Genomic DNA, 25,410 nt, shown 5'->3' on the forward strand with positions numbered 1-25,410 from the left:
CTTTTGCCGATTTCCCTCTAGAATTCTGGTTATAAAATCGACAAAAGGAGGGCGCCATGTCCGCCGATACCCCACAGCTCGACAATTACAAACTGGAAGACCGCTACCTGCGGGATTCAGGCCGGGTTTTCCTGACCGGAACACAGGCTCTGGTCCGCATCCCTTTGATGCAGGCTGCACTGGACCGCAAACTGGGGCTGAATACCGCCGGCATGGTCAGTGGCTATCGGGGTTCTCCACTGGGGGCCTACGACCAGGCACTCTGGCAGGCCCAGACTCTGCTCGATAGCAACCGTATCGATTTCGTGCCGGCGATTAACGAAGACCTGGCTGCCACCATCATGCTGGGCACCCAGCAGGTGGAGACCGATGATGACCGGCAGGTCGATGGTGTATTCGGGCTCTGGTATGGCAAAGGCCCCGGAGTTGACCGCGCCGGCGATGCCCTAAAACACGGCACCACCTATGGCTCATCCCCCCACGGTGGTGTTCTGGTGGTTGCCGGTGACGATCATGGCTGTGTGTCCTCCTCCATGCCCCACCAGTCCGATGTGGCGTTCATGAGCTTCTTCATGCCCACCATCAACCCGGCCAATCTCGCCGAGTATCTGGAATTCGGCCTGTGGGGCTATGCCCTGTCCCGTTACAGTGGCTGCTGGGTGGGCTTCAAGGCGATCTCGGAGACGGTTGAAAGCGCGGCATCCGTGGAGCTGCCTCCCCTGCCGGAATTCGTAACGCCCGATGACTTCACCGCACCCGAAGGCGGCCTCCACTACCGCTGGCCGGACTTGCCCGGACCCCAACTGGAAACCCGAATCGAACACAAGCTGGCCGCCGTGCAGGCCTTCGCCAGGGCCAACCCCATTGACCGCTGCCTGTACAACAACCCGGAAGCCCGTTTCGGCATTGTAACCACCGGCAAGGGCCACCTGGACCTGCTTGAAGCCCTTGATCTGCTTGGCATTGATGAAGACAAGGCCCGTGACATGGGGCTGGATATCTACAAGGTCGGCATGGTCTGGCCGCTGGAGCGACGCGGCATCCTCAACTTCGTTCATGGCAAGGAAGAGGTTCTGGTTATTGAAGAAAAGCGGGGCATCATCGAAAGCCAGATCAAGGAAACCATGTCTGAGCCGGATCGCCCCGGCGAGGTGCTGATTACCGGCAAACAGGATGAGCTGGGCCGCCCGCTGATCCCCTATGTGGGTGAGCTGAGTCCCAAGCTTGTGGCCGGCTTCCTGGCTGCCCGTCTTGGTCGTTTTTTCTCGGTGGACTTCAGCGAGCGCATGGCCGAGATCAGTGCCATGTCCAATGCCCAAGACCCGGGTGGCGTAAGACGGATGCCCTATTTCTGCTCCGGCTGCCCTCACAACACGTCCACCAAAGTGCCCGAAGGCAGCAAGGCGCTGGCGGGCATTGGTTGCCACTTCATGGCCTCCTGGATGGGCCGGAACACGGAATCCCTGATCCAGATGGGTGGCGAAGGGGTCAACTGGATCGGAAAGAGCCGTTATATCGGCAACCCCCACGTGTTTCAGAACCTGGGTGAAGGCACTTATTTCCACTCCGGTTCCATGGCCATCCGCCAGGCCGTGGCGGCAGGCATCAACATCACCTACAAGATTCTGTTCAACGATGCCGTGGCCATGACCGGCGGGCAGCCGGTAGATGGCAAGATCACTGTGCCCATGATTGCCCAGCAGGTGGCCGCCGAGGGCGTTCGCCGGGTCGTGGTGCTCAGCGATGAGCCGGAAAAGTACGATGGCCATAAAGACCAGTTCCCAAAGGATGTCACCTTTCACGACCGCTCCGAACTGGATACAGTTCAGCGGGAACTCCGGGACATTCCGGGATGCACCGTGCTGATCTACGACCAGACCTGTGCCGCTGAAAAGCGCCGCCGCCGCAAGCGCAATCAGTTCCCGGATCCGGCAAAGCGGGCCTTTATCAACCACCATGTTTGCGAGGGCTGTGGCGATTGCTCGGTGCAGTCCAACTGCCTCTCGGTTGTGCCCCGCAAAACCGAGCTGGGCCGCAAGCGCAAGATCGACCAGTCTTCGTGCAACAAGGACTTTTCCTGCGTCAACGGCTTCTGCCCCAGCTTTGTCACCATTGAAGGCGGACAGCTGCGCAAATCCCGGGGAATGGACACCGGTTCTGTACTGACCAGAAAGCTGGCTGACGTACCTGCCCCCCAAGTCCCGGAAATGACCGGTTCCTACGACCTCCTCGTGGGCGGCGTCGGTGGCACAGGCGTGGTCACCGTGGGACAGCTGATCACCATGGCCGCGCACCTCGAATCCCGGGGTGCCTCGGTACTGGACTTCATGGGCTTCGCCCAGAAGGGTGGTACCGTTCTGAGCTATGTACGCATGGCGCCGTCTCCGGACAAGCTGCACCAGGTTCGGATCAGCAACGGCCAGGCCGATGCGGTTATCGCCTGTGATCTGGTGGTGGCGTCCTCTCAGAAAGCCCTGAGTGTACTGAGGCCGAACCACACCCGGATTGTAGCCAACGAAGCGGAACTACCCACCGCCGATTACGTGCTCTTCCGGGATGCCGACATGAAGGCCGACAAGCGACTGGGCCTGCTCAGGGATGCGGTAGGTCAGGACCATTTCAGTCAGCTAGACGCCAATGGCATCGCCGAGAAGCTGATGGGCGATACCGTGTTCTCAAACGTGATGATGCTCGGCTTCGCCTGGCAGAAAGGGCTGTTGCCCCTGTCTGAAGCGGCCTTGATGAAGGCCATCGAGCTCAACGGTGTAGCGATTGACCGCAACAAGGAAGCCTTCGGCTGGGGCCGCGTGGCGGCTGTTGATCTGAGCGCGGTAACGGGCCTTCTGGACACCGGCGGCGCGAAGGTTGCGGACGTCAAGTCCGAGCCGACCCTTGATGAGCTGATCCAGACCCGTCACGGCCACCTCGTCAACTATCAGAGCCGGCGCTGGGCCGATCAGTACCGCGCCAGCGTTGCCGACGTCCGGAAGGCCGAGGAAGCCCTGGGACAGACGAACCTGCTCCTGACCCGAGCCGTGGCGCAGCAGCTGTACCGCGTCATGGCCTACAAGGACGAGTACGAAGTGGCCCGGCTGTTCGCAGAAACTGACTTCATGAAAGAAGTGAATGAAACCTTCGAAGGTGAGTTCAAGGTCCACTTTCACCTGGCCCCACCCCTGCTCAGCAAGAAAACCGATGCCCAGGGACGCCCGAAGAAACGCCGGTTCGGCCCCTGGATGTTCCGCGCCTTCAGGCTGCTGGCAAAATTCCGCAGCCTGCGCGGAACCGTGGTGGATCCGTTCAGTTACTCAACCGACCGGAAACTGGATCGTGCCATGTTGAGGGACTATCAGAGCCTGGTGGCCCGCATTGGTCAGGAACTGGACGCAAGCAACTACGAAACCTTCCTGCAACTGGCAGAACTGCCAGCCGACGTCCGGGGCTATGGGCCGGTTCGCGAACAGGCGGCAGAAGGCATCCGGGAAAAACAGACCCAACTGATCAAGGCCCTGGACACTGGCCGCCCTACTCTCATCCGCACCCAACTGGCCGATAAGGAGGCAAACCATGTTTGAAGCCCTGAAGCCGCTGCCACAGGACCCGATCCTGCAATTGATGCAGACATTCCGGGAAGATACCCGGCCGGATAAGGTGGATCTGGGCATCGGTGTCTACAAGGATAACGCCGGCAATACGCCGATCATGGCCGCTGTGCATGAAGCCGAACGGCGTCTGCTTGAGGGCGAAACGACCAAGAGCTATGTCGGGCCCGCAGGCGCCGCCGGGTTTAACAATGCCATGGCGGAGCTGATCCTGGGAAGCAACAGCCCGCTCATCCGGGCCGGTCGGACGGCCGTTGTCCAGACTCCGGGCGGCTGCGGCGCCCTGCGGATGGCGGCCGAGTTCCTGCGCCTTTGCAAGCCGGACACCAACGTGTGGGTGAGCACCCCGACCTGGGCCAATCATCTCCCTCTGCTGGGAGGAGCAGGCCTTGCCATCCGGGAATATCCGTACCTTGATCCAGAAACGCTGGAGGTAGACTTCACCGCCATGCTGGCGACCCTCGAACGGGCCAAATCGGGTGACGTGGTGTTACTCCATGGCTGCTGCCATAACCCGTCAGGCGCCGATCTGAGCCTGACGCAATGGCAGGAAGTCACCAGTCTGATCCAGCGCAAGGGGCTTCTGCCTTTCGTGGATATGGCCTACCAGGGCCTTGGTGAGGGCCTCGATCCCGATGCAGCAGGCTTGAGACACCTCGCCGGGGCCGTGCCGGAAATGGTGATAGCGGCGTCCTGCTCCAAGAACTTTGGGCTTTACCGGGAGCGAACCGGGGCCCTGGTTCTTATCTCTGCCACGGCACCCATCAGTTCGGCCGCCACCAGCCAGCTGCTGAGCGTCATCCGCTCCCACTACTCCATGCCCCCGGCCCATGGCGCCGCCATCGTCGAGACCATTCTGGGGGACGATGGGTTGCGGACCCAATGGCAGGAGGAGCTCAGCGGAATGTGCAAACGCATCCTGCACCTGCGCCATGAGTTTGCCAGCGCACTGGCGCCGGTTGGCGACTTCAGTTTTATCGCCCGTCAGCGGGGCATGTTCTCGTTCCTCGGGATCAGTCCTGAGCAGGTTAACCGATTACGGAGGGAGCACGGGATCTACATGCTGGAGAGCAGCCGTGTGAATGTTGCAGGGCTGAACGACCAGGCCATACCACGGGTAGCAGACGCAATACGCGACGTCTTCAAGTAAGCAGTCCGCTTAGAGATTAAACCAGGCCCGAAACGTCAATCCGACAAGAACAACTAGCCGGAGACCCTAGTGAGTCAGAATACCCAACCACACCAGCAGGCCAACAACCTCTGGTCTTCACGGATGACCTTCATTCTCGCCGCGGCCGGTTCGGCAGTCGGCCTCGGAAACATCTGGAAGTTCCCCTACATTACCGGCGAGAACGGCGGCGGTGCTTTCGTCCTTGTCTATCTCACCTGCATTTTTCTTATTGGCGTACCGGCGCCGATGCCGAAACCATTGGCGGTCAGTTCGGCGGGCTGCTCGCAAATCCCTGGGAGCTGTTGCTGTGGCACTCTGTGTTCATGGCGATTGTTGTGTTCATCGTTGGTCGCGGCATTCGCTCAGGGCTTGAGAAAGCCGTGACCATGCTGATGCCGCTGTTGTTTGTGTTGCTGATTGCGATGGTGATCTACGCCATGAATAGCGGCAGCTTTGGCCACGCCGTGAGCTTCATGTTCTCACCGGATTTCAGCAAGCTGACCACTGCTGGCATTCTGACAGCGCTCGGGCATGCCGCCTTCACGCTGAGCATTGGTATTGGTGTGCTCATGGCGTATGGCTCCTACCTGCCGAAAAACGTCAACATCGCCAGAACTGCAATGACCATCGCCGTTATGGACACCAGTGTTGCGCTGCTCGCCGGTCTTGCCATTTTTCCTCTGGTGTTTGCCAACGGCCTTGAGCCAGGTGCAGGCCCTGGCCTGATCTTTGTGACTCTGCCACTGGCTTTTGGCCAGATGGGTGGTGGTGCCCTGTTCGGCACCATTTTCTTCGCCCTACTCCTGGTGGCCGCCATTACTTCCGCCATTTCCATGCTCGAGCCGGTGGTGGAATGGCTGGAAGAACATAAAGGTGTGAGCAGGGCCAAAAGCGCGCTTGGAGGCGGACTGGCGATCTGGTTCATTGGCATAGGTACAGTACTGTCGTTCAACGTATGGGAAGACCTGCATCCACTGGGCTTCATCGCCCTCTTTGAAGGCAAGACCGTATTCGACCTCCTCGACTTCCTGGTGTCCAATCTGATGATGCCCCTGGGCGGGCTTGCCATAGCCCTGTTCGCGGGCTGGGCCATGAGGCGGGAAAGTCTGCCGGCGGACATAGGTCTGCAAGGCTCTGCCTTTAAGGCCTTTATGTTTGTACTCCGCTATCTGACGCCTGCGGGCATCGGGGTGGTATTCCTTTACAATCTGATTTGACCGGGCTTTCTACAGCACGGAGTTGTTCGACTGCAAAAGACCCGGTGTAATCCACCGGGCTTTTTGACAATTAATAAACATTGCTGCCAATCTGGGGTTAAGGAGTTTTCGGCTTCAATGCCTTAACGGAAGTAAGGAGTACGCCATGTACAGAAAAATCCTCGTTCCGGTAGACCTCGCCCATACCGACAAGATGGTAAAGACACTCGACACCGCCATCGATATTGCCAAACACTACAACGCCACTCTCTGTTACGTAACAGTGACCAACAGCACGCCCTCGGCCGCCGCCCATAGCCCGAAGGAACTGGCAGAGAAACTCAGCGTGTTCGCAGAGGAGCAGGGGCAATCACACGGCATTGATACCGATAGCATCGTCATGCAATCCGCCGACACCGCTGTTGAGCTGGATGACAAGTTGCTCGAAGCCATTAAAACAACCGGTGCCGACCTGGTCGTAATGGCCTCACATGCGCCCGGCATCGGAGACAGGCTCCACATTCTCCATTCCAATGGGGCCAACATCGTCAGGCACAGTGATATTTCGGTTTTCGTGGTGCGCTGAGGCTGCCCTTATTCAGGCAGTCTCCGCTGGGCATGGATGTGAAGGTGGGGTTCTGAGCTGTTACCGGAGTTCCCCATCTCGCCTCGGTTCATGTCCGGAATCCTCATGCCCTCAATACCATCAACCGCTTTCGCAATTGCGCCGACGGACAGAACTTGCAGCCCAAGCGCAAACAGACCTGCGGCGGGAAATAATGCCAGCCAGATCAGCATGAGGACCGGCAGAATGAGTTGGATAAAGATAACCATCCAGGGCATTAATCAGGGCTGCTTGCGGATATCGGATCTTGGGAATTCAACGCCGCTGACCTTAGCGACAAAAAATGGGAAATACGCATCCGTGCCAAAGAAATTTCCCGCTTCCACGCGGGTTGGCAGCCTGAAACCATCAAACTCACGGAACTCCGAGAGGTAGCCTCCGAACGGCTGCCATCGATGAACCTTTTCCGGGTTGGCATTGCTCCAGCGGTCGAAACTGACCTGCACCGGTCGGCCATCGTCGGCTACAACAACATCCACTGCCTGTTCCATGCCATTGTGGCGAACAATGACTCTGGCCGTATTCACATCAACCAATTGCCAGACAATACCCGGGCGTGGCAGCAGGGCTGCGGGCGACCAGAATACGGCTTCTGCCACATACCGGCCAAAGGCAGAGCGGGTATGGTCCAGGTTCCCGCCCATTCGGGCCACAGGCAGAATTCCCATCAGCCAGAATCGGGTCCACTGCTCCGTATCCGATCCTGATAACCTCAACTGTCCCCGCCGGGCGCTCATCTTCCAGATAAACCCTTCCGGCATGGCGAGCGTCTGACTCGCCACCATCTCCACATAGTCGGGAGCCTCCCGGTTACCCATGCCGAATTTTCCCGCCATGGAAATCTGCGCCACGGTATAAAGGGGCGTGCCCTTTTGAATGGTGAAAAGGAAATACCGCCGGGCAGGCTCCGGCAGGCTTCGAACAAGGACAGGATCAAACCGTTCCGGTGTGGCCGGCTGAAAGGCCACCAACCGCACCACCGCAGACCGGTCAGCGTTGTGGTCAGCCTGGCGCCAGAGCCACAACCCCGCAACAGCGGCCGCTACCAAAATCAACAGGATCAACAGAAAGATTTTCATGTAAGCTATGCTCCGTAGTGGCTATTTTCCCTGCCCTGCTCATACCCGGCCTTGCCCCAGATCAACGAACACGGTCGGCACGCTCACTGTTAGTCTGAAAGGTTTTATGAAAGTACCGAAAAGATTACAACCCCTTGTTGACGATGGCATGGTGGACGAAGTGCTTTACCAGCTGATGAGCGGCAAGGAAGCTCAGGTGTACGTAGTACGCTGCGGCGACCAGGTACGCTGTGCCAAGGTGTTTAAGGAAGCCTCAAAACGAAGCTTCAAGCAAGCAGTGGAATACCAGGAAGGCCGAAAGGTTCGGAACAGTCGGCGGGCCCGGGCCATGAGCAAGAAAACGAAATATGGCCAGAAAGAGCAGGAAGATGCCTGGCTCAATGCCGAGGTCGACGCCCTCTACCGACTGGCTGCGGCCGGCGTCCGGGTTCCTGAGCCTCTGGGGTTTGTGGATGGTGTGCTGCTGATGGAACTGGTGGCAGATGAGGACGGCAAGGCCGCACCGCGGCTGGGCGACGTTACTCTGTCAGCCGAGCAGGCCCGGGACTTTCACGGACAGGTCATCCGGGAAGTGGTCCGCATGCTGAGCGCCGGACTTATCCACGGGGATTTGTCTGAGTTCAACGTTCTGGTCGATACCGACGGACCGGTCATCATTGATCTGCCCCAGGCAGTCAATGCCTCCGGCAACAACAATGCTGAACGGATGTTGGAGCGCGATGTCGACAATATGCGCCGGTATTTCGGGCGTTTCGCGCCGGAGCTCCTGACCACCGATTACGGCAAAGAGATCTGGGCTCTCTATGAATCGGGCGACCTGCACCCGGACAGTAAACTCACCGGATGCTTCCAGCACGACGATACGGCCGCCGACGTCGACGAACTGATGGAAATCATCGACGCCGCCAAGGAAGAGGAATGGGAGCGGCAGGAACGCATGAAGGATGACGAGGAAGACTGAGCGCGCCGGTTTAGCGGCGGGACCTTGCCTCCTGTTCGCTGAGCATCGCCGACATGACTTCCTGCTCCTCCGGCCCGGGTAACACGCCGGTCAACCAGGCATCGATCACCGTCTCGCCATGCTGGTTCGACAGCACTGCCTCTGCCCGGGCACGATTCCGCTCATCCACTTCAGTAAGGGTGAATACGCAGGTGATGGTGTCACCGAAATAGACGGGCCGGCGGAAACGGAAATTCATGCCGGACGCCAGCCAACCGATCTGCCCACCGACTTCCGTAATCATGCCGCCCACAAGCAGACCATGGCAGATTTTGCCTTCAAGGTTTTTTGCCCGGGCGAATTCATCGCTGTAATGGACCGGGTTCTGATCGCGGCTGATTTCACCAAAGGACAGGGTTTCCTCTTCGGTAAACGTTCGCGTCAGGGAAAACGAATCCCCCGCTTTCAGGCCGGCAATGGTTTTCTTTCGGATGTCAGACATGCAATCAAATCTCGAACGGTCAGAGGCCTAAAGGTAACGGCCACCAGCACCGATCGCCACCACAATCAGCCCGAGAATCAGATTTATCCCCACGAGCCGGCGAATGCGGCCTACCTGACGGCCACCCTCTTGTGGATTGTTCTCTGCAACCGCCTGCTTGAGCCGACGGAAAGGCGCAAAGTAAACGTGAAAGTACAGCAGCATCATAACCAGGCCGAGTGCCTGCATGGCATGAATGTGCCAGCCCGCGCCCGCCATGCCGCCAAAGACACTGAAAATCATCCAGTAGCCGGTGACCAGCAGCAACAGGACAGCCAGCCACACCCACCGGAAAAAGCGGGAGAGCGTTTCGCACCAGAGGGTGCCCCGCTGTGACGACTCCACAACCTCAACCACGGCCGGGCGCATGGCCATATAGGCAAAGAACATACCTCCAACCCAGATAACCGCGGACAGAACATGCAACGCAATTGCCAACCCCATAAGAATAACCTCTCCAGTATTCAGACCGCTTCCAATTCCACCCGATTCCGGCCACTGGCCTTACTCCGGTAAAGCGCCGCATCGGCACGGCTGACAGCGGCACTCAGATCTTCTCCGACACGAAGCTCACTCACCCCGATGCTGATCGTAACCTCAACTTCAACTCCGGTGATTGCTTTCCAGTCCTTCGCCAAAAAGGCATTTCGCACCCGTTCTGCGCTTGCCCAGGCCTTTCCGGAATCGGTATCCGGAAGAATGGCAAGAAACTCCTCGCCACCCCATCGCCCGGTGAGGTCCTGCGCCCGAAGCTCTTCCCGGATGACGTCAGCAACGTAACCCAACACCCGGTCACCGGTTTCATGGCCGTAGGCATCATTGATGGATTTGAAGTGATCCACGTCGAGGAGAAGAAACCCCACCGGATGACCACTACGCTGGAACCGGGCGAGTTCTTTTTCAGCCAGGTAGGTCATGTGACGGCGGTTGGAAAGGCCAGTCAGTGAATCCGTTGTTGCCATCTCACGCAATTTACGCTGAGCGGACACTACCATTCTCAGATAATACGAAGAAAGGTAGCTGAACATGGCGAAGACCACGCTAAGGTTGAACAGATGGACGATATGCAGGGCGGTTTGGGGAATAGGCTGCAGGGGCTCGATAAACCACATCAACACATCCAGCGCTATGTAGTAGCCCCCTAGCCCCAGCAGGGCATAAACGGCCCACCTCCGGGGTGCTGAAACGCAGATCGCCGGTATGAACATCAGCAGGTAATAATGAAAGCCGCTCTCCCAGCCAATCAGAATGATGCCAAGCGCCGCGTGGATAAGCACTTCCGCCCAGATCAATACGACTGCGATTTTATTCCTGTGGTATTTGAGCGCGTAATAGGCGCCCGTATACATGGCAACACTGACCACGTTCACCCATGCCAGAATCGGGGAGCCCAGTGCGAGAAAAAGAAAGAAGAAGATAACGTCGACCGTGCCTGCAATCTGGGCACATCGCATGGCCAGGCGCCAGAACTGCGGTCGGCGCTCTCGTGCCGGCTCATAGGTCGCTGTGGTATTGAAGCTTTCCATAAACTGCATAGTTCCTTGAATGTGGCACAAGATTACCCTGAAATCAGGAACCTTGTGTCATGGAAATGCAAACAACTGAAAATTATTTCCCCGTTTTCCGGGCCCGGAAAAACACCATCAGCAAGGAACCAATCTGCTGTCAGGTGCCGTTTTTCGTTAAGATAGTCGTTAACTCACCGAATGGTCGCTTGGAGAAACATGTCAGCAGCACTCGTATTTGCGGTCTTCGCAGTGACCCTCATAGCGGCAGCGGTTTTCTTCCTGTTCTACTACCAGACATGGCGAAGGGAGCGTGAGTTAAGGGGACCGTTTCCAAAATCCTGGCGCCGGCATCTGGAATCGCAGGTGCCGCTTTACCGGATACTTTCCAAACACCTCAAGCAGGCGCTTGAACAGAGGGTACAGCTTTTTCTTGCCGAGAAGGAATTTTACGGCTGTGATGGCTTCGAAGTAGATGAAAGCGTGAAACTGACCATCGCCGGCCATGCCTGCCTGCTGATACTCGCCCGCACTTACTCGGATTTCGATGATGTCCGCAGCATTCTGGTTTACCCCGACGCCTACCACGTGCGAGGCGTCCAAAGCGATGGCATGGTGGTCAGCGAGAGTCATGAAATCCGGGCTGGCGAGGCATCGAGCCGGGGCCAGGTTGTCCTGGCCTGGAAGGAGTGCAAACAAGCTGCCGGCAACCCGCACAGCAGCCACAACGTCATCCTCCACGAATTTGCCCACCAGCTGGATTATCTGGACGGCACCGCCGATGGAGCGCCACCTCTTAGCGGCGAGCAAGCCGGACACTGGCAGCATACAATGACAAAAGCCTACGAGGATTTGAGGCACTCACTGAGTCATCACCACAAACCCTGGCTCGATCCTTATGGCGCCACCGAGCCAGCTGAGTTCTTTGCAGTGCTGACGGAAGCCTTTTTCCAGCAACCTGGCCACTTGAAGGACGAGCAACCTGAGGTGTACAAGGCTCTTCAGGGGTACTACCGGCTGGATCCGATGAATCTATCAGATGAGCCTGCCATGCCTTAAGCTCACCCACCATCGGCGTTATTCACCGACAGAACAGGCCAGAATCCGGGACAAGTGACTATAAGGCAGCCCGGTTTCATCATGCCAGGTGTTGAAGGCCTGTTGCGCCTGAACAAGCGCCTTCTTGCTTCCCGGACTCGCATCCAGCAATTCTTCCCGACGCAAACCTGCAACAACATCGCTGGAGAGAATGAAGCCGTCCCAACCAACCCGGCGCAGAAAATACTGGGCGGTATTTCCGCCAAGGCGGGCACCATTGCGTTTCAGCCAGAGCAGAAGGCCAACTTGGTCTTCCGATGGCCACTGCGCCAGAAAGCGCCCGAAACTGCCATGGTCCCGAGCCGCATCCACGATCATCCGGGCGTTCTCCGGCACGGTACGGATCTTCTGCATGTTACGGACGATCCGCTCATCCTGGCAGAGATCCTCAAGTACTTCCGGCGGCACCTGCTGCCAGTACAGAGGCACAAAGCCTTTAAAAGCGGCCTCGAAGCCCGGCCATTTGTTCTCGATCACCCGCCAGACAAATCCGGCCTTGAAGATACAACGGGTTACCTCGGACAAATACCGGTCGTCACTTCTGGCTTCCAGTTCGCCATGCTCGGCCACAGGAGGCAGAAGGGCGTGTAATGCATCTGCGCCGCCCTTGTGGGCGATCGCCTGATCATGGATTCGGGAGAAAGACATTTGGTGTCCCGTCCGGATATCTGGTTGTCGATATGGTGTTAGGTGGTTCACTATAAAGGAAACCGGATCGATCAGGGAGCCGCACACATGCCAACGATAGGATGGGTCATTCTGTTTCTCGCACTGGCGCTGATAGTGGGCAGCATGATGATACTGCGTAACAGCGCCCACAGCATGAAAATCTCTGACGAGAGAATGAAGAAAATCCAGGCCCGCAAGGCGGAAATAGAGGCTGAGGAAAGTGCAGAAGACAAAGAATGGTAGCCCGGTCAGTGCGTAATGCTCCGCCGGGCAATCTCCTCAGCTCCCGCTATGATCCATTCCAGCACCGGAGTGGTCCATGTCCTTGCTTTTAACGGCTGGGGCATCCAGCGGCGCGACATTCAGCTCCACATCCATATCCTCCGCGCCCTTGAAGCTGAGGGTTACCGGAATAGCTTCGCCTTCCTGAAGCGGGCTTTTCAGTTTTTCCAGCATCAGGTGATAACTGTGGGGTTCCAGCTCTACGGTTGCGCCGGCTGGAATGGCCAGCCCGCCTTTCACCGGCGTCATTCGCATAACGCCATCCTGCATGCTGCTCCTGTGGATGGAGACCCTCTCTGCCCGGGGGGTTCGGACACTGACAAGAACGATATCGCTGCCACCGGTGTTTGAAATGCTCAGGTAGCCCACACCCATGGGCGTACCTGGTGGTGTGGGGCGACTCCACGGGTGATCGATTTTTACATCGCCCTGGCTGTAATCGTGGGCCAGGACAGGTGTGGTGATCAGTGCACTGCAGGCAATCAGCAGACCGGTGGTCAATGCGGTGAGTCTGTTCATGGTGTCTCGCGTCGATCCGTTTTTTGGAAACGTCATTCAGATCCTAGTGTTGCCCCTGGATCTACTGATGACAAGCGAGCAATGGCTAGATGCGGCGAATGGTCGCAGCTAGCCATTGCAATAGCCAGCCAGCAGAAGCTTCATACCTCCGGGCTAATGTAGCGGTGATCAATGGAACTAAATGCCCTGATTCATGACAACAGATTAATCCCGGCCTCATGACCCGGGAGCCCGGCGGACATAGAATGACCGCAGAAGCCAACAAGTGACCCGATTAGCAGGAGTTGAATATGAACGTGATGTCGGTGCTGAACCAGGTAATGAAACAGGCCCAGGGAGGCCAGTCCCGCAGTGGAGGAATGGACATCAACAGGATGATGGACAGCCTTGGCAGCCAACTCAAAGGCGGACAAGGCTCGGGTTCAGGCATCGACGTCAAAAGTCTTTTGGGCGGCGGCGCCCTCGGCATGATGCTCGGGTCAAAACGCGGCCGGAAGATGGGCGGCAAAGCCCTGAAGTACGGCGCCCTGGCTGGCGTGGGTGTACTGGCCTGGAAGGCGTACCAGAACTACCAGTCCAGCAACCAGAGCACATCGCAGCCAGCATTGGCCCAGCAAGGTCAGCCTCTGGAACAGCTGCAGGGCCAGGCGCAGGAACAACGCGGCCTGGAGATACTGCAAGCCATGATCATGGCAGCCCGCGCCGATGGCCACATCGACGCTAACGAACGTGCCCTGCTGACCCAGGAAATCGAGAAACTGGGTCCGGATGACGAATTACACGCCTGGATACAACAACAGTTTGACGCCCCACTGGACGCAGAAGCCCTCGCCCGGAACGCAGACTCACCCCAGGCAAGCCGGGAAATCTACATCGTCAGCGCGGTGATGATCGACGAACAGAACCCCATGGAGCGGGCATGGCTGGACCAGCTGGCGTCGGCTCTGAAACTTGATACCGGAATGGCCCGAGAGCTGGAGCAACAAATCCGGGTTGCCACAAACGCCTGATCAACCAGCCTCTGAGGCAGCAAACGATCAGTCATCCCATTCATGGTACTGATTGCCCTGCCTCAGCAACCAGTAGGTAACCCCGAGCGCCAGCGTGGTTGCGGCAATCCCGATCAGATACATGGGTGTCAGTGTCTCGAAATCGAGCACGATCACTTTCCGGGCGATGGCCATAAGAGCCGTGGCCACAACCAGCTGTACCGGGAAGACATTGGTGCCGAGATAGAGCCGGATATTGATGAAGATCTCCACCGCAATCAGAACCGCCATGAACGCACCAAAGGTATAAAAAATATCGTTGATGTTCAGAAGCAGAAAGGGCGGCGTGATGAGCCTGTCGTAAATGATGTAAATGACGTCGCCGACCCCCCAGAGGATCACAGCCACCATCAACACGGCAAGCACCCGGATTGCGAAACGAATAACCCGGTGCAGTGCGCGGAAAAACGGATCCGGGAAATCGACTGGCAGTTCCTGATGGAGTTCATGCTTTCGCTCTGGCGGCAATTGGACCGGATTCGTTTCATTATCATGATCAACCATTCAAGTTCTCCCTGCCGCTCCCGAACACCGATTTGAATCAGGCCTTCTTCACGAATTCCGATTTCAGCTTCATGGCACCAATACCATCAATCTTGCAGTCGATATCGTGATCGCCCTCCACAAGACGGATATTCTTTACCTTGGTACCCACCTTCACCACAGAGCTGGAGCCCTTGACCTTCAGATCCTTGATCACAGTGACCGTGTCGCCGTCCTGAAGTTCATTGCCGTTGGCATCCCGAATCAGCTTCCCGGCCGCATCAGCCGCAGCCTCCGCCTCAGACCATTCATGCCCGCACTCTGGACAAACAAGCTGGACGCCATCCTCGTATGTGTATTCGGAACTGCACTGCGGGCACGGAGGAAGTTGGGACATTATCATTTCCTGTTAATTGAATGAGTGCTGAATTATACCATCAACGCCCGGGTGAAACTCTCGCCAGCACCCTCGGATCTTCAGACAAGGGCAATCCGATAATTACCCCCTCATTGGACGAAGGATACACACCGGTCAGCGCCGTGGTATTCACCTGATGGGACACCAGAATCACCGGTGCCCCGACCCCCAGCCCGTTAACCAGAGAAATGGTTTGCCGAGTCTGCGCCGAACCATCCCCGCGATTGCCAAAAAACGAATTCAGCGACGGCCACTCAGTAACCTCCCCCATGTTCATACCCCTGGCCGTGTCCAGACACCGACACCACTGACTGCTGAACACCCGCGCCTCGGTGATTCCGTGGCTCTCCAGAAACGGCTTCCAGGCCCGAGCCTGCTCCCGCCCCGTGGCGTTCAGATTCCGCTGTGTGCTGCAGTCGTTGATATCAAAATTTGCCGGATCCCCGGTACCCGGTGCCAGAGCATGACGAAGCATCAATACGGCCCGTCCCTCTCTGAGCGCGTCCCAGGCCTCTTCGTTGGTTTCAGCGGCGGAAGCGCTGAAGCATAAAGCCACTGCCAGAAAAACGGCTAGGAAAAATCGGCTAAGCATAGTTGCTACCCTCTGAGAAGATCCAAAAATTTTCTGCGTCCCGCGGATAAACTGATGATGCCCGATCGAGGCATTGTGAGAACCTTTCCAAAAATGTTGGAGGCCAAGGATGGCCGGAAACAAGCGCACATGGACGTGCTCGTAGCGGTTTTTGGAAAGGTTCTCACAATGCCTCCGGCACTAATGTCCATGGCTATTAAACAGATACGCGGGCAGCATCTATCAGGCTCATAACAACAGAAGGTAAACTCACCCAAAACCAAGCCAAAAGAAGGAACCAACCATGCCAATCTGGGTCGACGCCGACGCCTGCCCCGTCCCCATCCGGGAGATCCTCTGCCGCGCCGCCACCCGTTGGCAGATCGAGACGACGTTCATCGCCAACCACATTATCACCCTGCCCCCAAGCCCCTACATCAAACGTCGCCAGGTCCCCCAGGGCTTTGACGTGGCCGACAACGAAATCATGGACCAGATGCAAAAAGGCGACCTCGTCATCACCCAGGACATCCCCTTGGCCGCCGAAGCCATCGAGAAAGGCGCCGACGTTTTCAACCCTCGCGGCCAGGCTTTCACCAAAGAGAACATTCGCCAGCGCCTCGCCATGCGCAACTTTATGGAAGAAATGCGAAACGCCGGCCAGGTTACCGGAGGCCCTGCCCCTTTCAGCCAGACCGACCGGAAGGAATTCGCCGACAAACTCGACCGCTGGCTGCAACGCAACGGTCGCAAGTGATAATGATTCTATTCTAAAGTTCTGGAGAATCCGCTACCCTTGCCGCCCTGATGCCTGCGTATTTGACCGGAGAGTAGCCAAAAATGTCTTCACACAGCCACCACGCCACCAGCAGCTTCGCCGCCCTGGCCCGTCTGCTGAGGTACGCCCGGGGTTATCGCAGGCAGATTATTACCGCCACGATTTGCTCCATCATCAACAAGCTGTTCGATATTGCCCCGGAAATCCTCATCGGCGTCGCCATCGACGTGGTTGTAAACCAGGAAGAGAGCTTTGTGGCAGGCTTGGGGTTTGAAACTGCCCAAGAACAGATCACCATTCTGGCGGTCCTAACCTTCTTTATCTGGGCCGGCGAATCGCTGTTTGAATACCTGTTCCAGATCCTCTGGCGCAACCTCGCCCAGCGGCTGCAGTCGGACTTGCGGCAGGATGCCTACGAGCACGCACAGCGCCTGGACATGAGCTTCTTCGAGGCCCGCAGCTCCGGTCAGTTGGTGGCCACTATGAACGACGACGTGAACCAGCTTGAACGATTCCTCGACGGTGGCGCCAATGCCATGATCCAGGTGGTGGTGACCGTGGTGGCTGTCGGCGCCGTGTTCTTCGTGCTTTCTCCAATTATCGCCCTGCTGGCGTTCACACCGATCCCCCTGATCATTTGGGGCGCCTTTTATTTCCAGCGTAAGGCTGGCCCGCTATACGCCGATGTGCGAGAAAAAGTGGGAGATCTCTCCAGCCGGCTCGCCAACAACCTCGGCGGCATTGCGACCATCAAGAGTTTCACCGCCGAACAGCGGGAAGCAAAGCGCCTCAAGGAAAGCAGTGAGGCTTATGTGGAAGCCAACCGCCGGGCCATCCGCATCAGTTCGGCATTCATTCCGGTCATCCGCATGGCGATCCTGGCCGGCTTCCTGGCCACCTTTACGGTGGGTGGCATGATGGCACTTGAGGGCTCGCTGAATGTGGGCGCCTACGGCGTGCTGGTATTCCTGACCCAGCGCCTGCTCTGGCCCCTGACCGGCCTTGCCGAGGTCATCGACCTGTTCGAACGGGCCATGGCCAGCACCCGGCGGATCCTGGACCTGCTGGCCGAGCCCGTGCACGTTCGGGACGAGGCCGGCCAGGAACTTGAGGCGCCGGTGAAAGGCTCCGTGGAGCTGGAAAAAGTAAGCTTTCACTATCCCTCCAGCGGCGCCGGCATTCGGGATATCAGCCTGACGGTACCGGCCGGGAACACCCTGGCATTGGTAGGCGCGACCGGCTCGGGAAAGTCAACCCTGATCAAGCTGTTACTGCGGTTTTACGACCCCAGCCATGGCGAAATCCGGATCGACGGCCAGCCAATCCGGGATGTCAGCCTGAAATCCCTGCGGGGTGCCATCGGGCTGGTCAGCCAGGATGTCTACCTGTTCGAGGGCAGCATTCGCGAGAACCTGGCCTACGGCAAGCCGGATGCCTCCGATGCCGAGATCATGGAGGCCGCAAAAACCGCCGAAGCCTGGTCCTTTATCGAAGCCCTGCCGGAGGGGCTGGAAACGCCGGTGGGAGAGCGCGGCGTCCGACTGTCCGGCGGCCAGCGCCAGCGCCTTTCATTGGCCAGAGCCCTGTTGAAAGACCCTCCCATCCTGGTGCTGGATGAGGCCACCAGTGCAGTGGACAATGAAACCGAAGCCGCCATTCAGCGCTCCCTGAGACGGATCGGCCATAACCGGACCGTGATCATGATTGCTCACCGCCTTTCCACCATCGTTGATGCCGACAACATTGCCGTGATCGAAGGAGGCAAAGTGGTGGAGCGGGGTACCCATAAAGAACTGCTCCAGGAAGACGGCGCCTACGCCGCCCAGTGGCGGGTCCAGACCGGGCAGATTTGAAGCGTGCCGGGCCATCACGCTTTTTATTGATAGTGATTCGTATTTAGATTACTCTGCAGACCCTCAGCCTATCGGGAGTCTGCATGTCTGCCTTCTTCGACGTATCCAACCTGGGCGTGCACATCGGTGGCACGGCCATTCTTCGCAACATAAATCTTGGTTTTCGCGAGGGCGAGGTCACCGCCCTGCTCGGCCATAATGGTTCCGGTAAATCCACACTTCTGAAAGTACTGGCCCGCCAGCTCACGCCTTCGTCTGGTGATATTCACCTCCTCGGCAGAGCCTTCCAACATACCGGCGCCCGGGAGTTTGCCCGAAATGTTGGTTACCTGCCCCAGAATCCACCCGGCACCGATGGCCTGACGGTTCGTGAACTGGTTGCGCTGGGGCGATACCCCTGGCGGGGGCCCCTGGGGCGTTATAACGAAGACGATCACCGGCTGATTAACCAGGCCATTGACGACACGGGACTTCGCCAATTCCGCCACCGGTCGGTAGATTCCCTTTCCGGCGGCGAACGCCAGCGCGCCTGGATAGCCATGTTGCTGGCCCAACAGACCCTCTGCCTGCTGCTGGACGAACCCATCTCTGCACTGGATGTGAAACATCAGGTGGAAACTCTCCGGCTGGTGCATCACCTCGCCGAAGACCGGGCACTGACGGTGATCGTTGTGTTGCATGATGTCGATCTTGCCGCCCGTTTCTGCGACCGCCTGGTGGCGCTGAAAGAAGGGCAGCTGGTCGCCGATGGCAGCCCTCGGGAAATCATGGATACCGGCATTCTCGAATCCATTTACGGCGTGCCCATGGGCGTGACGGAACGAGCTCCGGGGCAGTGGGTTTCCTATGTTCACTAGGCTCTTTACCTGGCGCTGCTGTGGGCTGGCCGCTCTGCTGGGCCTGCTGCCTGTTCTGGCAAGTGCGGGTAGCTGGCAGCACGAACAGGGCACCCTTAATCTTGAGGAAACGCCCAAGCGAGTGATCACACTTAACTGGGCGGCTACCGAGGCGCTGTTGTTGTTGGGCGTAACACCTGTTGGCGTTGCAGACCGGGACGGCTACAAGGTGTGGGTGAAGGAGCCTGAGCTACCCGAAGGCGTTGCCAACATTGGCACCCGGGTTGCGCCGAGTCTGGAAGCCATCGCCGAACTCAAGCCAGACCTGATTGTTACCAGTTCCGAAATGGCGCCAGCGGCTGACTTGCTAAAAAGAATTGCCCCGACCTACGTGGTCAGTATCTACAAGGAAGGCACCCGGCCTTTCGAGAAAGCCCGTGACATGCTCACCACCCTCGGCAAAATACTGGACCGCGAGAGTCGTTCAGAAGCCGTTCTCAACGGCATCAACCAAACCCTGAAAACCCAGCGGCACCGCCTGGAAGAAGCCGGATTGACGGACCGGCCCGTAACACTGGTGAACTTTCTGGACGACCGGCACGTTCGTATTTACGCACCCAACGGCCTGTTCCAGCATGCCCTGAATGCCTTGGGCCTTGAAAATGCCTGGCCGCACCCGGGCAACTACTGGGGCTTTTCCGTGGTGGGGCTGGAAGCCATCGCGCCCTTTCAGGACAGCCGGATTGTGGTCATATCCCCCACTCTGCCCGGCCTGGCCGATACCCTGGCCAGCAGTCCGTTCTGGACCTATCTTCCGCCGGTCCAACGCGAGCAGGTCTACCAGATCGAACCGGTCTGGCCGTTCGGTGGTGTCTACCCAATCAAGCGCCTTGCGACATTGCTGACCGACAGTCTGCTGGCAGGAGGGTCGGACAATGTACGCTGAATCTGCCGCAGTACCGGCCCGGCAACCGGCTCTTCCGCCCGGGCTGCCCATCGCGGCGGCATTGCTCTGGATGGGCGCCTTTCTGGCCAGCGCTGCGCCCTGGTTTGGCGAGCTGGACCCCGGAGCACTGCTCGCGGCTTTCTGGACCTTCAATGCCAGTGATTACTCCTCCGTCCTCGCCCATTACAGCTGGGCGCCCAGAGTTTCCATTGCCATCCTCATTGGCTGCGGGCTTGCTCTTGCCGGTGCAGTTACCCAGCAGATTCTGGGCAACCCCCTGGCCTCTCCAACGACATTGGGAGTGGAGGCCGGTGGCCAGTTTGGAATAACGGTCGCTACCATGTTCTTCCCGGGGCTGCTGGCCTTCAGCCCGGATCTGGTTGCCGTTGCCGGAGGCTTACTGGCCATCGGGCTGGTGATCGCGCTTACCTGGCGGCTCGGATTTTCCCCGGTCACTGTCATTCTTGCCGGCCTGGTGATCACTTTTTTCCTCGGCGCCGTGAACATGGCGTTTCTGCTCCTCAAGGGCGAATGGCTGGGCAACCTGTTTATCTGGGGCGCCGGGTCTCTGGTTCAGAATAACTGGGCGCCATTCAGGGAGCTCTGGCCCCGGGTTCTGGTGCTTACCGTACTGATGTTGCTGTTGATGCGTCCCCTGCAGGTGCTGCAACTGGGGCAGACCTCGGCAAGCTCACTCGGCGCCAAAGTGGGAACGGTTCGCCTGCTGGCACTGCTGCTAGTGGTACTGATGACCGCCACGGTGGTCAGCCGAGTTGGTGTAGTGGCCTTCGTTGGCCTGGCTGCACCCGTGCTGGCTCGACTGCTCGGCGCCCGAACCCTTGTCGCCCGGCTGCTCTGGAGCAGCCTCCTCGGCGGAGGCCTGCTGCTGCTGGCCGATACCCTGGCGCACTGGGCATCCACCTGGGGCGACGGCTCCCTGGTACCCACCGGCACCACGACCGCGCTGATCGGTGGCCCTATTATCCTGCTGTCACTGCAAAGTCTCAAAAACAGTCATCATATGCCCGGGCAGGATGCCGGTCCGGCCGGATTCCTGCGCAGGCGACGCCCGGTGATGATAGTGGCTGGTTCCGTGGCCATACTCCTGATCATTACCACGGTCATTTCCATGAGCTGGTCCCCAGGCCTCGAGGGCTGGAGCTGGACAGCATTTTCACAATGGCATGAGGTGTGGGTATGGCGCGGCCCGAGGTTGCTGGCGGCCATCCTCGCTGGCGCAGCTCTCGGCCTGGCCGGAACACTCATCCAGCGGATGACAGGCAATGCCATGGCCAGCCCGGAAATGCTAGGCATCAGCGGCGGAGCGGCAGTCGTAATGGTGCTGATTGTCCTGTCTGGCGCCGAAGTTGGCCGGGCTGGGCAACTGGGTGGCGCCACCCTGGGCGCTGCGGCGGCACTTGGTTTACTGATCCTGCTGGCGCGAAAACACCATTTTGCGGGCAACCAGCTGTTACTTGGCGGACTGGCTCTGTACGTATTCATGGACGCCGGCCTGCGCCTGGTAATGGCTTCCGGCGGCACCGTCGCCTCGCAACTGCTCAACTGGATGTACGGCTCAACCTGGCTGGTGTCGGAGAATGAGGCCCTGGTACTTCTGGCGCTGATCCTTTTGATCTCCGCTACCCTGCTGCTGATTGTCCGCCCTCTGACCATTCTTCCCCTCGGAGAAACCTCGGCCAGTGCTCTGGGGTTGCCGGTGGCAAAGATGCGCCTTGTCCTGTTGCTGCTGGCTGCGTTGTTAACAGCCTCGGCAACCGCAGTTATCGGACCGTTGAGCTTTGTCGGCCTGATTGCCCCCCACCTGGCACGAGTGCTGGGCCAGCAGACGGTGGGCCGGCAACTGATTGTTGCGGCACTTGCCGGCGGCTTGCTGCTCGGCGTGGCCGACTATCTGTCCCGGATTGTGGTCTATCCCAACCAACTACCGGCAGGCCTGCTGGCGGCGCTCGTGGGTGGTGTGTATTTTCTCTGGGGGCTGAGTCGCCATGGCCGGGCCTGAAGGAGCTGGAATCCCGGGCGTCTGGTCTGAACGCTACGCCCGTCTGCTACAGGCATCCGGGCTGGACACTAAATCCGTTTTTGGTCAGGCACTTCAGCCTGCTCCCGGTGAGCGCCGGGCACTCTTTTCTCTGGCACAGTGCCTGGAGCAGCCGGCATTGCTGAGCGATCAGGTGGCCAGGGATCACCCGCACGTTTCCGATGCCAGAGCCATCAGGGCACAGCTTTCCGTGCTTCAGCAGGATCTGGCGTTAAGCGTCATTGGCCCTCTCACCTTGCGCCTGTTCCGGGACGGCCGGTCTCCCCTGCCTGATCCTGGCCGCATATTCCTCGCACCCGTTGAGCAAGGGGTGCAGGCCGCATCCCGGTGGTTCCATTTAGCGAACTGGGACTCGGTCGATGAACCCACGTTTATCCGGTCACTGGGCCGTCTGGCTTCAGACTGGTATCCGGTTTTTCGGAAAGGACTCGGGGTCAGCCCCGGAGCTTACTGGAGCAGCATTGGGCTGGGGCTTGGGGCGCCATTTTCGGCCGTGTGGAACCTGGCTGAGCCGGAAGCGCTTTGCGATCTGGCTCAGCGTTGGCTTGAAGAATTTGGCAACGACGCCAACCAGTTCATTGACTGGATTCCGGCGGTGTTCGGTGAAAAGATGACCGCGATTCCCCAACGAAAGGGGTGCTGCCTGAAATATCTGCTGCCCGAGGGTGGTTATTGCGGTACCTGTGGCATTTATCGAAAGGAACGTTTTGCGGCTCTCGAGCAACATTCAGGTACCCAAGGCGGAGCCCAGGGCCAGACCAATGGCAACCAGGCCAATAAACGCACCGGCGCCAGCGGCCAGTTTTAATCCTTCAATCATTTCCTGTTCGGGTGTCATTCCGTTTTTCCCCATATATCCTGAACAAAGAGGACGGGGCTATTTCCCGCCCTCACCCTCCCGGTCAGTAAGCCCAGGAAACCCTCAGGCTGGCGTTGGCCGGATCACCATAGAAGCCCTGGGCGGAAGTGCCAAACTTCTTGAGGCTCTCGATGTATTTTTCGTCGGTCACATTGTTCACGTTCAGGGTGGCATTCCAGTTACGAGCAAAATCGTAGCTGGCCATCAGATCGACCACCGCATAGCTTTCCTGTTCAGTGATAATCGTAGCCCCGGCATTGGGTCCGGTTGTGGCAACGCCCTGCTCCTGAGTAATGGACGACTGCCAGCGAATCTCACTGCCAACCTCAAGGCCGTCGACACCCGGCACCTTCCAGGTTCCTCTCAACTGGGCCAGATGCTCCGGTACAAAGGATTTCGCGGAGTCACCATCCGCGTCTTCAATGTTCACGTAGGTGTAGCCGGCAAACAGCTGGATGCGGTCGGTTACGTCACCAACAAACTCCAGCTCAACACCCTCGCTTTGAACCCCGTCCATACCGCGGTAGTAGGCGTCCTGGGTGCCCGAGAAGGTTCCGGCCACCTCGGCTACGTTCTGCTGCTCGGTCCGGAACAGGGCCACGGTGGTATTCACCCGGTCATCCAGAAATTCACTTTTCAGCCCCAGCTCGTAATTAACCCCGTCGATCGGGGCCAGGCGGTCCCGGTTGATATCCACCTCGGTTTGCGGGGTGAAGATCTCGGTATAACTGGCGTATACGGAGTGATCCCTGTTGAGGTCGTAAATCAGCCCGGCATAGGGCGTTTCCACCGCGTGGTAACGGGTATTTTTCGTCGCTCCGTAGCTGATGCCTTCGCTGTCCAGCCAGGTGAGCCGGACACCGGTAATGGCTGTCAGGCTGTCGGTCAGGGACCAGCGGGCAGCGGCATAAGTCGCGGTTTCACGATCAGTCCAGTCTGATCCTGCAACGCCATTGTCGAAGGTTGGTCGGGGGTAATTGCCATCCCATTCGTTCAGGGGCGGCAGTGGGTCGCCAATACCCTGGCCATAGCGGGACTCATCCACGGTCTCGGAACGCGACCATGTGGCTCCCAATACCAGTTCATGGGTTCGGTTGGCCAGATTGAAGGGACCGGTTGCGTAGACATCTGCCAGCCACTGCTCGACATTCAGATCATACTGGCTCGGGTAGGCCAGCAGACCGTTCCCCGTCTGCGGATCCGGGGTGCCATACTGGTAGAATAGCTCTGAGTTGCTGTCTTTTTCCAACCGCAAAACAGAGCCCTTGGCCCGCCAGCCGCCCGCCAGCTCCTGTTGCAGTTCTACAAAACTGTTGAGCTGGGTGTTGTCCCAGTAGGACCAGTCCGAAGCGGTACTCGTCGACCGGGCAAAATCGGTTGCGGTGCCATCGGTATAGAACAGGGGTAAAGCACCCCACAATGGGCTGTCGGTATCCGAGGTCTGGATGGAGTGGCCCAGAGTCAGCAGGGTCGTGTCCGTCAGATCAGCTTCAAGCACCCCGTAGAACATCTGCTTTTCGTTGCTGTAGCGGTCCAGGTACGAGTTTTTGTCCTCGTAACCGGCCACTACCCGGCCGCGAATCGCGCCGGACTCTGAAACCGCGCCGGTCACATCCCCGACAATGCGTTTCTTGTCCCAGGACCCACCGGTCAAGGCAACTGAAGCACTGGTTTCCGCCGTCGGACGCTTACGGATGAAGTTGACGGTTGCCGATGGGTTACCGGAACCGGCCATGAGGCCATTGGCACCGCGCACCACCTCAACCCTGTCGAAGAACGCAGTATCCAGTTCACCCTGAACGTTGTCATACACCGCCGGCAGGCCGACGCCGTCATACTGGAAGTTGTTGATGTCGAAGCCGCGGGAGGTGTAATAGGTGCGATCCGTCTCAACGGATTCCACGGTAACACCAGTGGTGCCTTCCAGAACGTCGTTAATATCATTCTGGGCAAAATCGTCCATCTGCTTTCGGGTGACAACCGTGACCGCCTGTGGCGTTTCCCGGTGGCCAAGTTCCAACTTCATGGAGGTCGTGGTTGCGCCACTGGTGTAACTGCCGGTGGACTCAGATGGGACCGGGCCGCGTTCGGCAGACACATCCAGCACTTCCAGGGTGGTGGGCCCGGCGTCCTGCGCCGGTGCCACGGCGGGCAGGACCGCGAACAGAATTGCAGTACACAGCGCCTTTCGGCGGAACAGGGGTTCCGGAATTCGGGACATCTTCTTCTCCGTTCTGGGTTTGATACAGCATTGAAGTATTACCCGAACATCTTAATGCGAATGATTGTGATTTGGAATACATAAAGCAATGATCCGGAAAGTTTTTGCCT

The 25,410-nt window shown here is 58.4% G+C and carries 24 protein-coding genes and 1 pseudogene; 14 read left to right on the forward strand and 11 right to left on the reverse strand.

Annotated elements, in window-relative coordinates:
* Positions 1-56: 56 nt before the first annotated feature.
* The 4 genes and pseudogenes from ACN0XM_RS04985 to ACN0XM_RS05000 all read left to right on the forward strand — a co-directional run bounded on the left by ACN0XM_RS04985 (position 57) and on the right by ACN0XM_RS05000 (position 6,555).
* Positions 57-3,575 (forward strand): indolepyruvate ferredoxin oxidoreductase family protein, encoded by a 3,519-nt coding sequence (locus ACN0XM_RS04985; RefSeq protein ID WP_417565815.1) that lies wholly within the window; start codon positions 57-59, stop codon positions 3,573-3,575.
* The gene (locus ACN0XM_RS04990) at positions 3,568-4,752 is read left to right on the forward strand and encodes an aromatic amino acid transaminase (RefSeq protein WP_417565816.1); all 1,185 of its coding nucleotides are present in this window, start codon (positions 3,568-3,570) and stop codon (positions 4,750-4,752) included. Before ACN0XM_RS04985 ends, ACN0XM_RS04990 begins: the two co-directional genes overlap by 8 nt.
* Positions 4,753-4,875: 123 nt before the next feature.
* Positions 4,876-5,990, forward strand: a pseudogene (locus ACN0XM_RS04995) (sodium-dependent transporter).
* A 145-nt stretch (positions 5,991-6,135) separates the two neighbouring features.
* Positions 6,136-6,555 (forward strand): universal stress protein, encoded by a 420-nt coding sequence (locus ACN0XM_RS05000; protein ID WP_417565817.1) that lies wholly within the window; start codon positions 6,136-6,138, stop codon positions 6,553-6,555.
* A gap of 8 nt (positions 6,556-6,563) precedes the next feature.
* Here ACN0XM_RS05000 and ACN0XM_RS05005 read toward each other — a convergent pair whose 3' ends face one another.
* Entirely contained in the window at positions 6,564-6,812 is a 249-nt protein-coding gene (locus ACN0XM_RS05005; protein ID WP_417565818.1) for a hypothetical protein, read from the reverse strand.
* 3 nt (positions 6,813-6,815) lie between these two features.
* Positions 6,816-7,673 (reverse strand): DUF6544 family protein, encoded by an 858-nt coding sequence (locus tag ACN0XM_RS05010; RefSeq protein ID WP_417565819.1) that lies wholly within the window; start codon positions 7,671-7,673, stop codon positions 6,816-6,818.
* Between the two features lie 106 nt (positions 7,674-7,779).
* On the opposite strand from ACN0XM_RS05010, the gene ACN0XM_RS05015 reads away from it, so the two are divergent.
* Positions 7,780-8,634: a PA4780 family RIO1-like protein kinase gene (locus ACN0XM_RS05015; protein WP_417565820.1), complete on the forward strand. Its 855-nt coding sequence runs from the start codon at positions 7,780-7,782 to the stop codon at positions 8,632-8,634.
* Between the two features lie 10 nt (positions 8,635-8,644).
* On the opposite strand, the gene ACN0XM_RS05020 is transcribed toward ACN0XM_RS05015, so the two are convergent.
* The 3 genes from ACN0XM_RS05020 to ACN0XM_RS05030 are packed head-to-tail and all read right to left on the reverse strand — an operon-like array spanning position 8,645 to position 10,680.
* Positions 8,645-9,115 (reverse strand): MaoC family dehydratase, encoded by a 471-nt coding sequence (locus tag ACN0XM_RS05020; protein ID WP_417565821.1) that lies wholly within the window; start codon positions 9,113-9,115, stop codon positions 8,645-8,647.
* Between the two features lie 27 nt (positions 9,116-9,142).
* A complete protein-coding gene (locus ACN0XM_RS05025) occupies positions 9,143-9,598 on the reverse strand; it encodes a CopD family protein (protein WP_417565822.1) in 456 nt (151 codons plus the stop codon).
* Between the two features lie 20 nt (positions 9,599-9,618).
* On the reverse strand, positions 9,619-10,680 hold the full coding sequence (locus ACN0XM_RS05030) for a diguanylate cyclase (RefSeq protein WP_417565823.1): 1,062 nt from the start codon (positions 10,678-10,680) through the stop codon (positions 9,619-9,621).
* 198 nt (positions 10,681-10,878) lie between these two features.
* Between ACN0XM_RS05030 and ACN0XM_RS05035 the strand changes: the two genes are divergently transcribed.
* Positions 10,879-11,718 carry a zinc-dependent peptidase gene (locus ACN0XM_RS05035; protein ID WP_417565824.1) on the forward strand — a complete coding sequence of 280 codons (840 nt, stop codon included), beginning with the start codon at positions 10,879-10,881 and terminating at the stop codon, positions 11,716-11,718.
* Positions 11,719-11,736: 18 nt separating this feature from the next.
* Here ACN0XM_RS05035 and ACN0XM_RS05040 read toward each other — a convergent pair whose 3' ends face one another.
* Positions 11,737-12,405 (reverse strand): DNA-3-methyladenine glycosylase I, encoded by a 669-nt coding sequence (locus tag ACN0XM_RS05040; protein WP_417565825.1) that lies wholly within the window; start codon positions 12,403-12,405, stop codon positions 11,737-11,739.
* An 87-nt stretch (positions 12,406-12,492) separates the two neighbouring features.
* Between ACN0XM_RS05040 and ACN0XM_RS05045 the strand changes: the two genes are divergently transcribed.
* On the forward strand, positions 12,493-12,669 hold the full coding sequence (locus ACN0XM_RS05045; RefSeq protein ID WP_417565826.1) for a DUF2897 family protein: 177 nt from the start codon (positions 12,493-12,495) through the stop codon (positions 12,667-12,669).
* A 36-nt stretch (positions 12,670-12,705) separates the two neighbouring features.
* On the opposite strand, the gene ACN0XM_RS05050 is transcribed toward ACN0XM_RS05045, so the two are convergent.
* Positions 12,706-13,227, reverse strand: a complete 522-nt coding sequence (locus ACN0XM_RS05050) for a copper chaperone PCu(A)C (protein WP_417565827.1) — start codon at positions 13,225-13,227, stop codon at positions 12,706-12,708.
* Positions 13,228-13,517: 290 nt separating this feature from the next.
* Here ACN0XM_RS05050 and ACN0XM_RS05055 point away from each other — a divergent pair, with 290 nt between their 5' ends.
* Entirely contained in the window at positions 13,518-14,237 is a 720-nt protein-coding gene (locus ACN0XM_RS05055; protein ID WP_417565828.1) for a tellurite resistance TerB family protein, read from the forward strand.
* A gap of 27 nt (positions 14,238-14,264) precedes the next feature.
* Here the strand turns inward: ACN0XM_RS05055 and ACN0XM_RS05060 are convergent, their stop codons facing one another.
* From ACN0XM_RS05060 to ACN0XM_RS05070, 3 genes are read right to left on the reverse strand one after another with little or no spacing between them, the layout of a single operon-like run.
* Positions 14,265-14,780 carry a phosphate-starvation-inducible PsiE family protein gene (locus ACN0XM_RS05060; RefSeq protein ID WP_417565829.1) on the reverse strand — a complete coding sequence of 172 codons (516 nt, stop codon included), beginning with the start codon at positions 14,778-14,780 and terminating at the stop codon, positions 14,265-14,267.
* Between the two features lie 37 nt (positions 14,781-14,817).
* Complete coding sequence (locus ACN0XM_RS05065) at positions 14,818-15,156, reverse strand: zinc ribbon domain-containing protein YjdM (RefSeq protein ID WP_417565830.1); 339 nt, start codon at positions 15,154-15,156, stop codon at positions 14,818-14,820.
* A gap of 40 nt (positions 15,157-15,196) precedes the next feature.
* Positions 15,197-15,769 (reverse strand): histidine phosphatase family protein, encoded by a 573-nt coding sequence (locus ACN0XM_RS05070; protein WP_417565831.1) that lies wholly within the window; start codon positions 15,767-15,769, stop codon positions 15,197-15,199.
* 283 nt (positions 15,770-16,052) lie between these two features.
* Here ACN0XM_RS05070 and ACN0XM_RS05075 point away from each other — a divergent pair, with 283 nt between their 5' ends.
* The 6 genes from ACN0XM_RS05075 to ACN0XM_RS05100 all read left to right on the forward strand — a co-directional run bounded on the left by ACN0XM_RS05075 (position 16,053) and on the right by ACN0XM_RS05100 (position 23,028).
* Positions 16,053-16,505 carry a YaiI/YqxD family protein gene (locus ACN0XM_RS05075; protein ID WP_417565832.1) on the forward strand — a complete coding sequence of 151 codons (453 nt, stop codon included), beginning with the start codon at positions 16,053-16,055 and terminating at the stop codon, positions 16,503-16,505.
* 83 nt (positions 16,506-16,588) lie between these two features.
* Positions 16,589-18,379, forward strand: a complete 1,791-nt coding sequence (locus tag ACN0XM_RS05080; protein ID WP_417565833.1) for an ABC transporter ATP-binding protein — start codon at positions 16,589-16,591, stop codon at positions 18,377-18,379.
* Positions 18,380-18,462: 83 nt separating this feature from the next.
* A complete protein-coding gene (locus ACN0XM_RS05085) occupies positions 18,463-19,236 on the forward strand; it encodes an ABC transporter ATP-binding protein (protein WP_417565834.1) in 774 nt (257 codons plus the stop codon).
* Positions 19,226-20,161: an ABC transporter substrate-binding protein gene (locus tag ACN0XM_RS05090; RefSeq protein WP_417565835.1), complete on the forward strand. Its 936-nt coding sequence runs from the start codon at positions 19,226-19,228 to the stop codon at positions 20,159-20,161. The genes ACN0XM_RS05085 and ACN0XM_RS05090 overlap by 11 nt, the downstream gene beginning before the upstream one ends.
* On the forward strand, positions 20,151-22,181 hold the full coding sequence (gene fhuB / locus ACN0XM_RS05095; protein ID WP_417565836.1) for a Fe(3+)-hydroxamate ABC transporter permease FhuB: 2,031 nt from the start codon (positions 20,151-20,153) through the stop codon (positions 22,179-22,181). Before ACN0XM_RS05090 ends, fhuB begins: the two co-directional genes overlap by 11 nt.
* Positions 22,168-23,028, forward strand: coding sequence for a (2Fe-2S)-binding protein (locus tag ACN0XM_RS05100; RefSeq protein ID WP_417565837.1), 861 nt, complete (start codon positions 22,168-22,170; stop codon positions 23,026-23,028). The genes fhuB and ACN0XM_RS05100 overlap by 14 nt, the downstream gene beginning before the upstream one ends.
* A gap of 94 nt (positions 23,029-23,122) precedes the next feature.
* Here the strand turns inward: ACN0XM_RS05100 and ACN0XM_RS05105 are convergent, their stop codons facing one another.
* Positions 23,123-25,300: a TonB-dependent siderophore receptor gene (locus ACN0XM_RS05105; protein ID WP_417565838.1), complete on the reverse strand. Its 2,178-nt coding sequence runs from the start codon at positions 25,298-25,300 to the stop codon at positions 23,123-23,125.
* Between the last annotated feature and the right edge of the window lie 110 nt (positions 25,301-25,410).

It is taken from the genome of Marinobacter sp. (assembly GCF_048269445.1).
Taxonomy (GTDB): domain Bacteria; phylum Pseudomonadota; class Gammaproteobacteria; order Pseudomonadales; family Oleiphilaceae; genus Marinobacter.

Excerpts from the sequence above, each read along its gene's own strand:
- ACN0XM_RS05005 (WP_417565818.1), bottom strand. The coding sequence starts at position 6,812 with ATGCCCTGGATGGTTATCTTTATCCAACTCATTCTGCCGGTCCTCATG.
- ACN0XM_RS05085 (WP_417565834.1), top strand. The coding sequence starts at position 18,463 with ATGTCTGCCTTCTTCGACGTATCCAACCTGGGCGTGCACATCGGTGGC.
- ACN0XM_RS05010 (WP_417565819.1), bottom strand. The coding sequence starts at position 7,673 with ATGAAAATCTTTCTGTTGATCCTGTTGATTTTGGTAGCGGCCGCTGTT.
- ACN0XM_RS05090 (WP_417565835.1), top strand. The coding sequence starts at position 19,226 with ATGTTCACTAGGCTCTTTACCTGGCGCTGCTGTGGGCTGGCCGCTCTG.
- ACN0XM_RS05035 (WP_417565824.1), top strand. The coding sequence starts at position 10,879 with ATGTCAGCAGCACTCGTATTTGCGGTCTTCGCAGTGACCCTCATAGCG.
- ACN0XM_RS04990 (WP_417565816.1), top strand. The coding sequence starts at position 3,568 with ATGTTTGAAGCCCTGAAGCCGCTGCCACAGGACCCGATCCTGCAATTG.
- ACN0XM_RS05075 (WP_417565832.1), top strand. The coding sequence starts at position 16,053 with ATGCCAATCTGGGTCGACGCCGACGCCTGCCCCGTCCCCATCCGGGAG.
- fhuB (WP_417565836.1), top strand. The coding sequence starts at position 20,151 with ATGTACGCTGAATCTGCCGCAGTACCGGCCCGGCAACCGGCTCTTCCG.
- ACN0XM_RS05065 (WP_417565830.1), bottom strand. The coding sequence starts at position 15,156 with ATGTCCCAACTTCCTCCGTGCCCGCAGTGCAGTTCCGAATACACATAC.
- ACN0XM_RS05060 (WP_417565829.1), bottom strand. The coding sequence starts at position 14,780 with ATGGTTGATCATGATAATGAAACGAATCCGGTCCAATTGCCGCCAGAG.
- ACN0XM_RS05100 (WP_417565837.1), top strand. The coding sequence starts at position 22,168 with ATGGCCGGGCCTGAAGGAGCTGGAATCCCGGGCGTCTGGTCTGAACGC.
- ACN0XM_RS05050 (WP_417565827.1), bottom strand. The coding sequence starts at position 13,227 with ATGAACAGACTCACCGCATTGACCACCGGTCTGCTGATTGCCTGCAGT.
- ACN0XM_RS05070 (WP_417565831.1), bottom strand. The coding sequence starts at position 15,769 with ATGCTTAGCCGATTTTTCCTAGCCGTTTTTCTGGCAGTGGCTTTATGC.
- ACN0XM_RS05080 (WP_417565833.1), top strand. The coding sequence starts at position 16,589 with ATGTCTTCACACAGCCACCACGCCACCAGCAGCTTCGCCGCCCTGGCC.
- ACN0XM_RS05055 (WP_417565828.1), top strand. The coding sequence starts at position 13,518 with ATGAACGTGATGTCGGTGCTGAACCAGGTAATGAAACAGGCCCAGGGA.
- ACN0XM_RS04985 (WP_417565815.1), top strand. The coding sequence starts at position 57 with ATGTCCGCCGATACCCCACAGCTCGACAATTACAAACTGGAAGACCGC.
- ACN0XM_RS05000 (WP_417565817.1), top strand. The coding sequence starts at position 6,136 with ATGTACAGAAAAATCCTCGTTCCGGTAGACCTCGCCCATACCGACAAG.
- ACN0XM_RS05045 (WP_417565826.1), top strand. The coding sequence starts at position 12,493 with ATGCCAACGATAGGATGGGTCATTCTGTTTCTCGCACTGGCGCTGATA.
- ACN0XM_RS05040 (WP_417565825.1), bottom strand. The coding sequence starts at position 12,405 with ATGTCTTTCTCCCGAATCCATGATCAGGCGATCGCCCACAAGGGCGGC.
- ACN0XM_RS05025 (WP_417565822.1), bottom strand. The coding sequence starts at position 9,598 with ATGGGGTTGGCAATTGCGTTGCATGTTCTGTCCGCGGTTATCTGGGTT.
- ACN0XM_RS05030 (WP_417565823.1), bottom strand. The coding sequence starts at position 10,680 with ATGGAAAGCTTCAATACCACAGCGACCTATGAGCCGGCACGAGAGCGC.
- ACN0XM_RS05105 (WP_417565838.1), bottom strand. The coding sequence starts at position 25,300 with ATGTCCCGAATTCCGGAACCCCTGTTCCGCCGAAAGGCGCTGTGTACT.
- ACN0XM_RS05015 (WP_417565820.1), top strand. The coding sequence starts at position 7,780 with ATGAAAGTACCGAAAAGATTACAACCCCTTGTTGACGATGGCATGGTG.
- ACN0XM_RS05020 (WP_417565821.1), bottom strand. The coding sequence starts at position 9,115 with ATGTCTGACATCCGAAAGAAAACCATTGCCGGCCTGAAAGCGGGGGAT.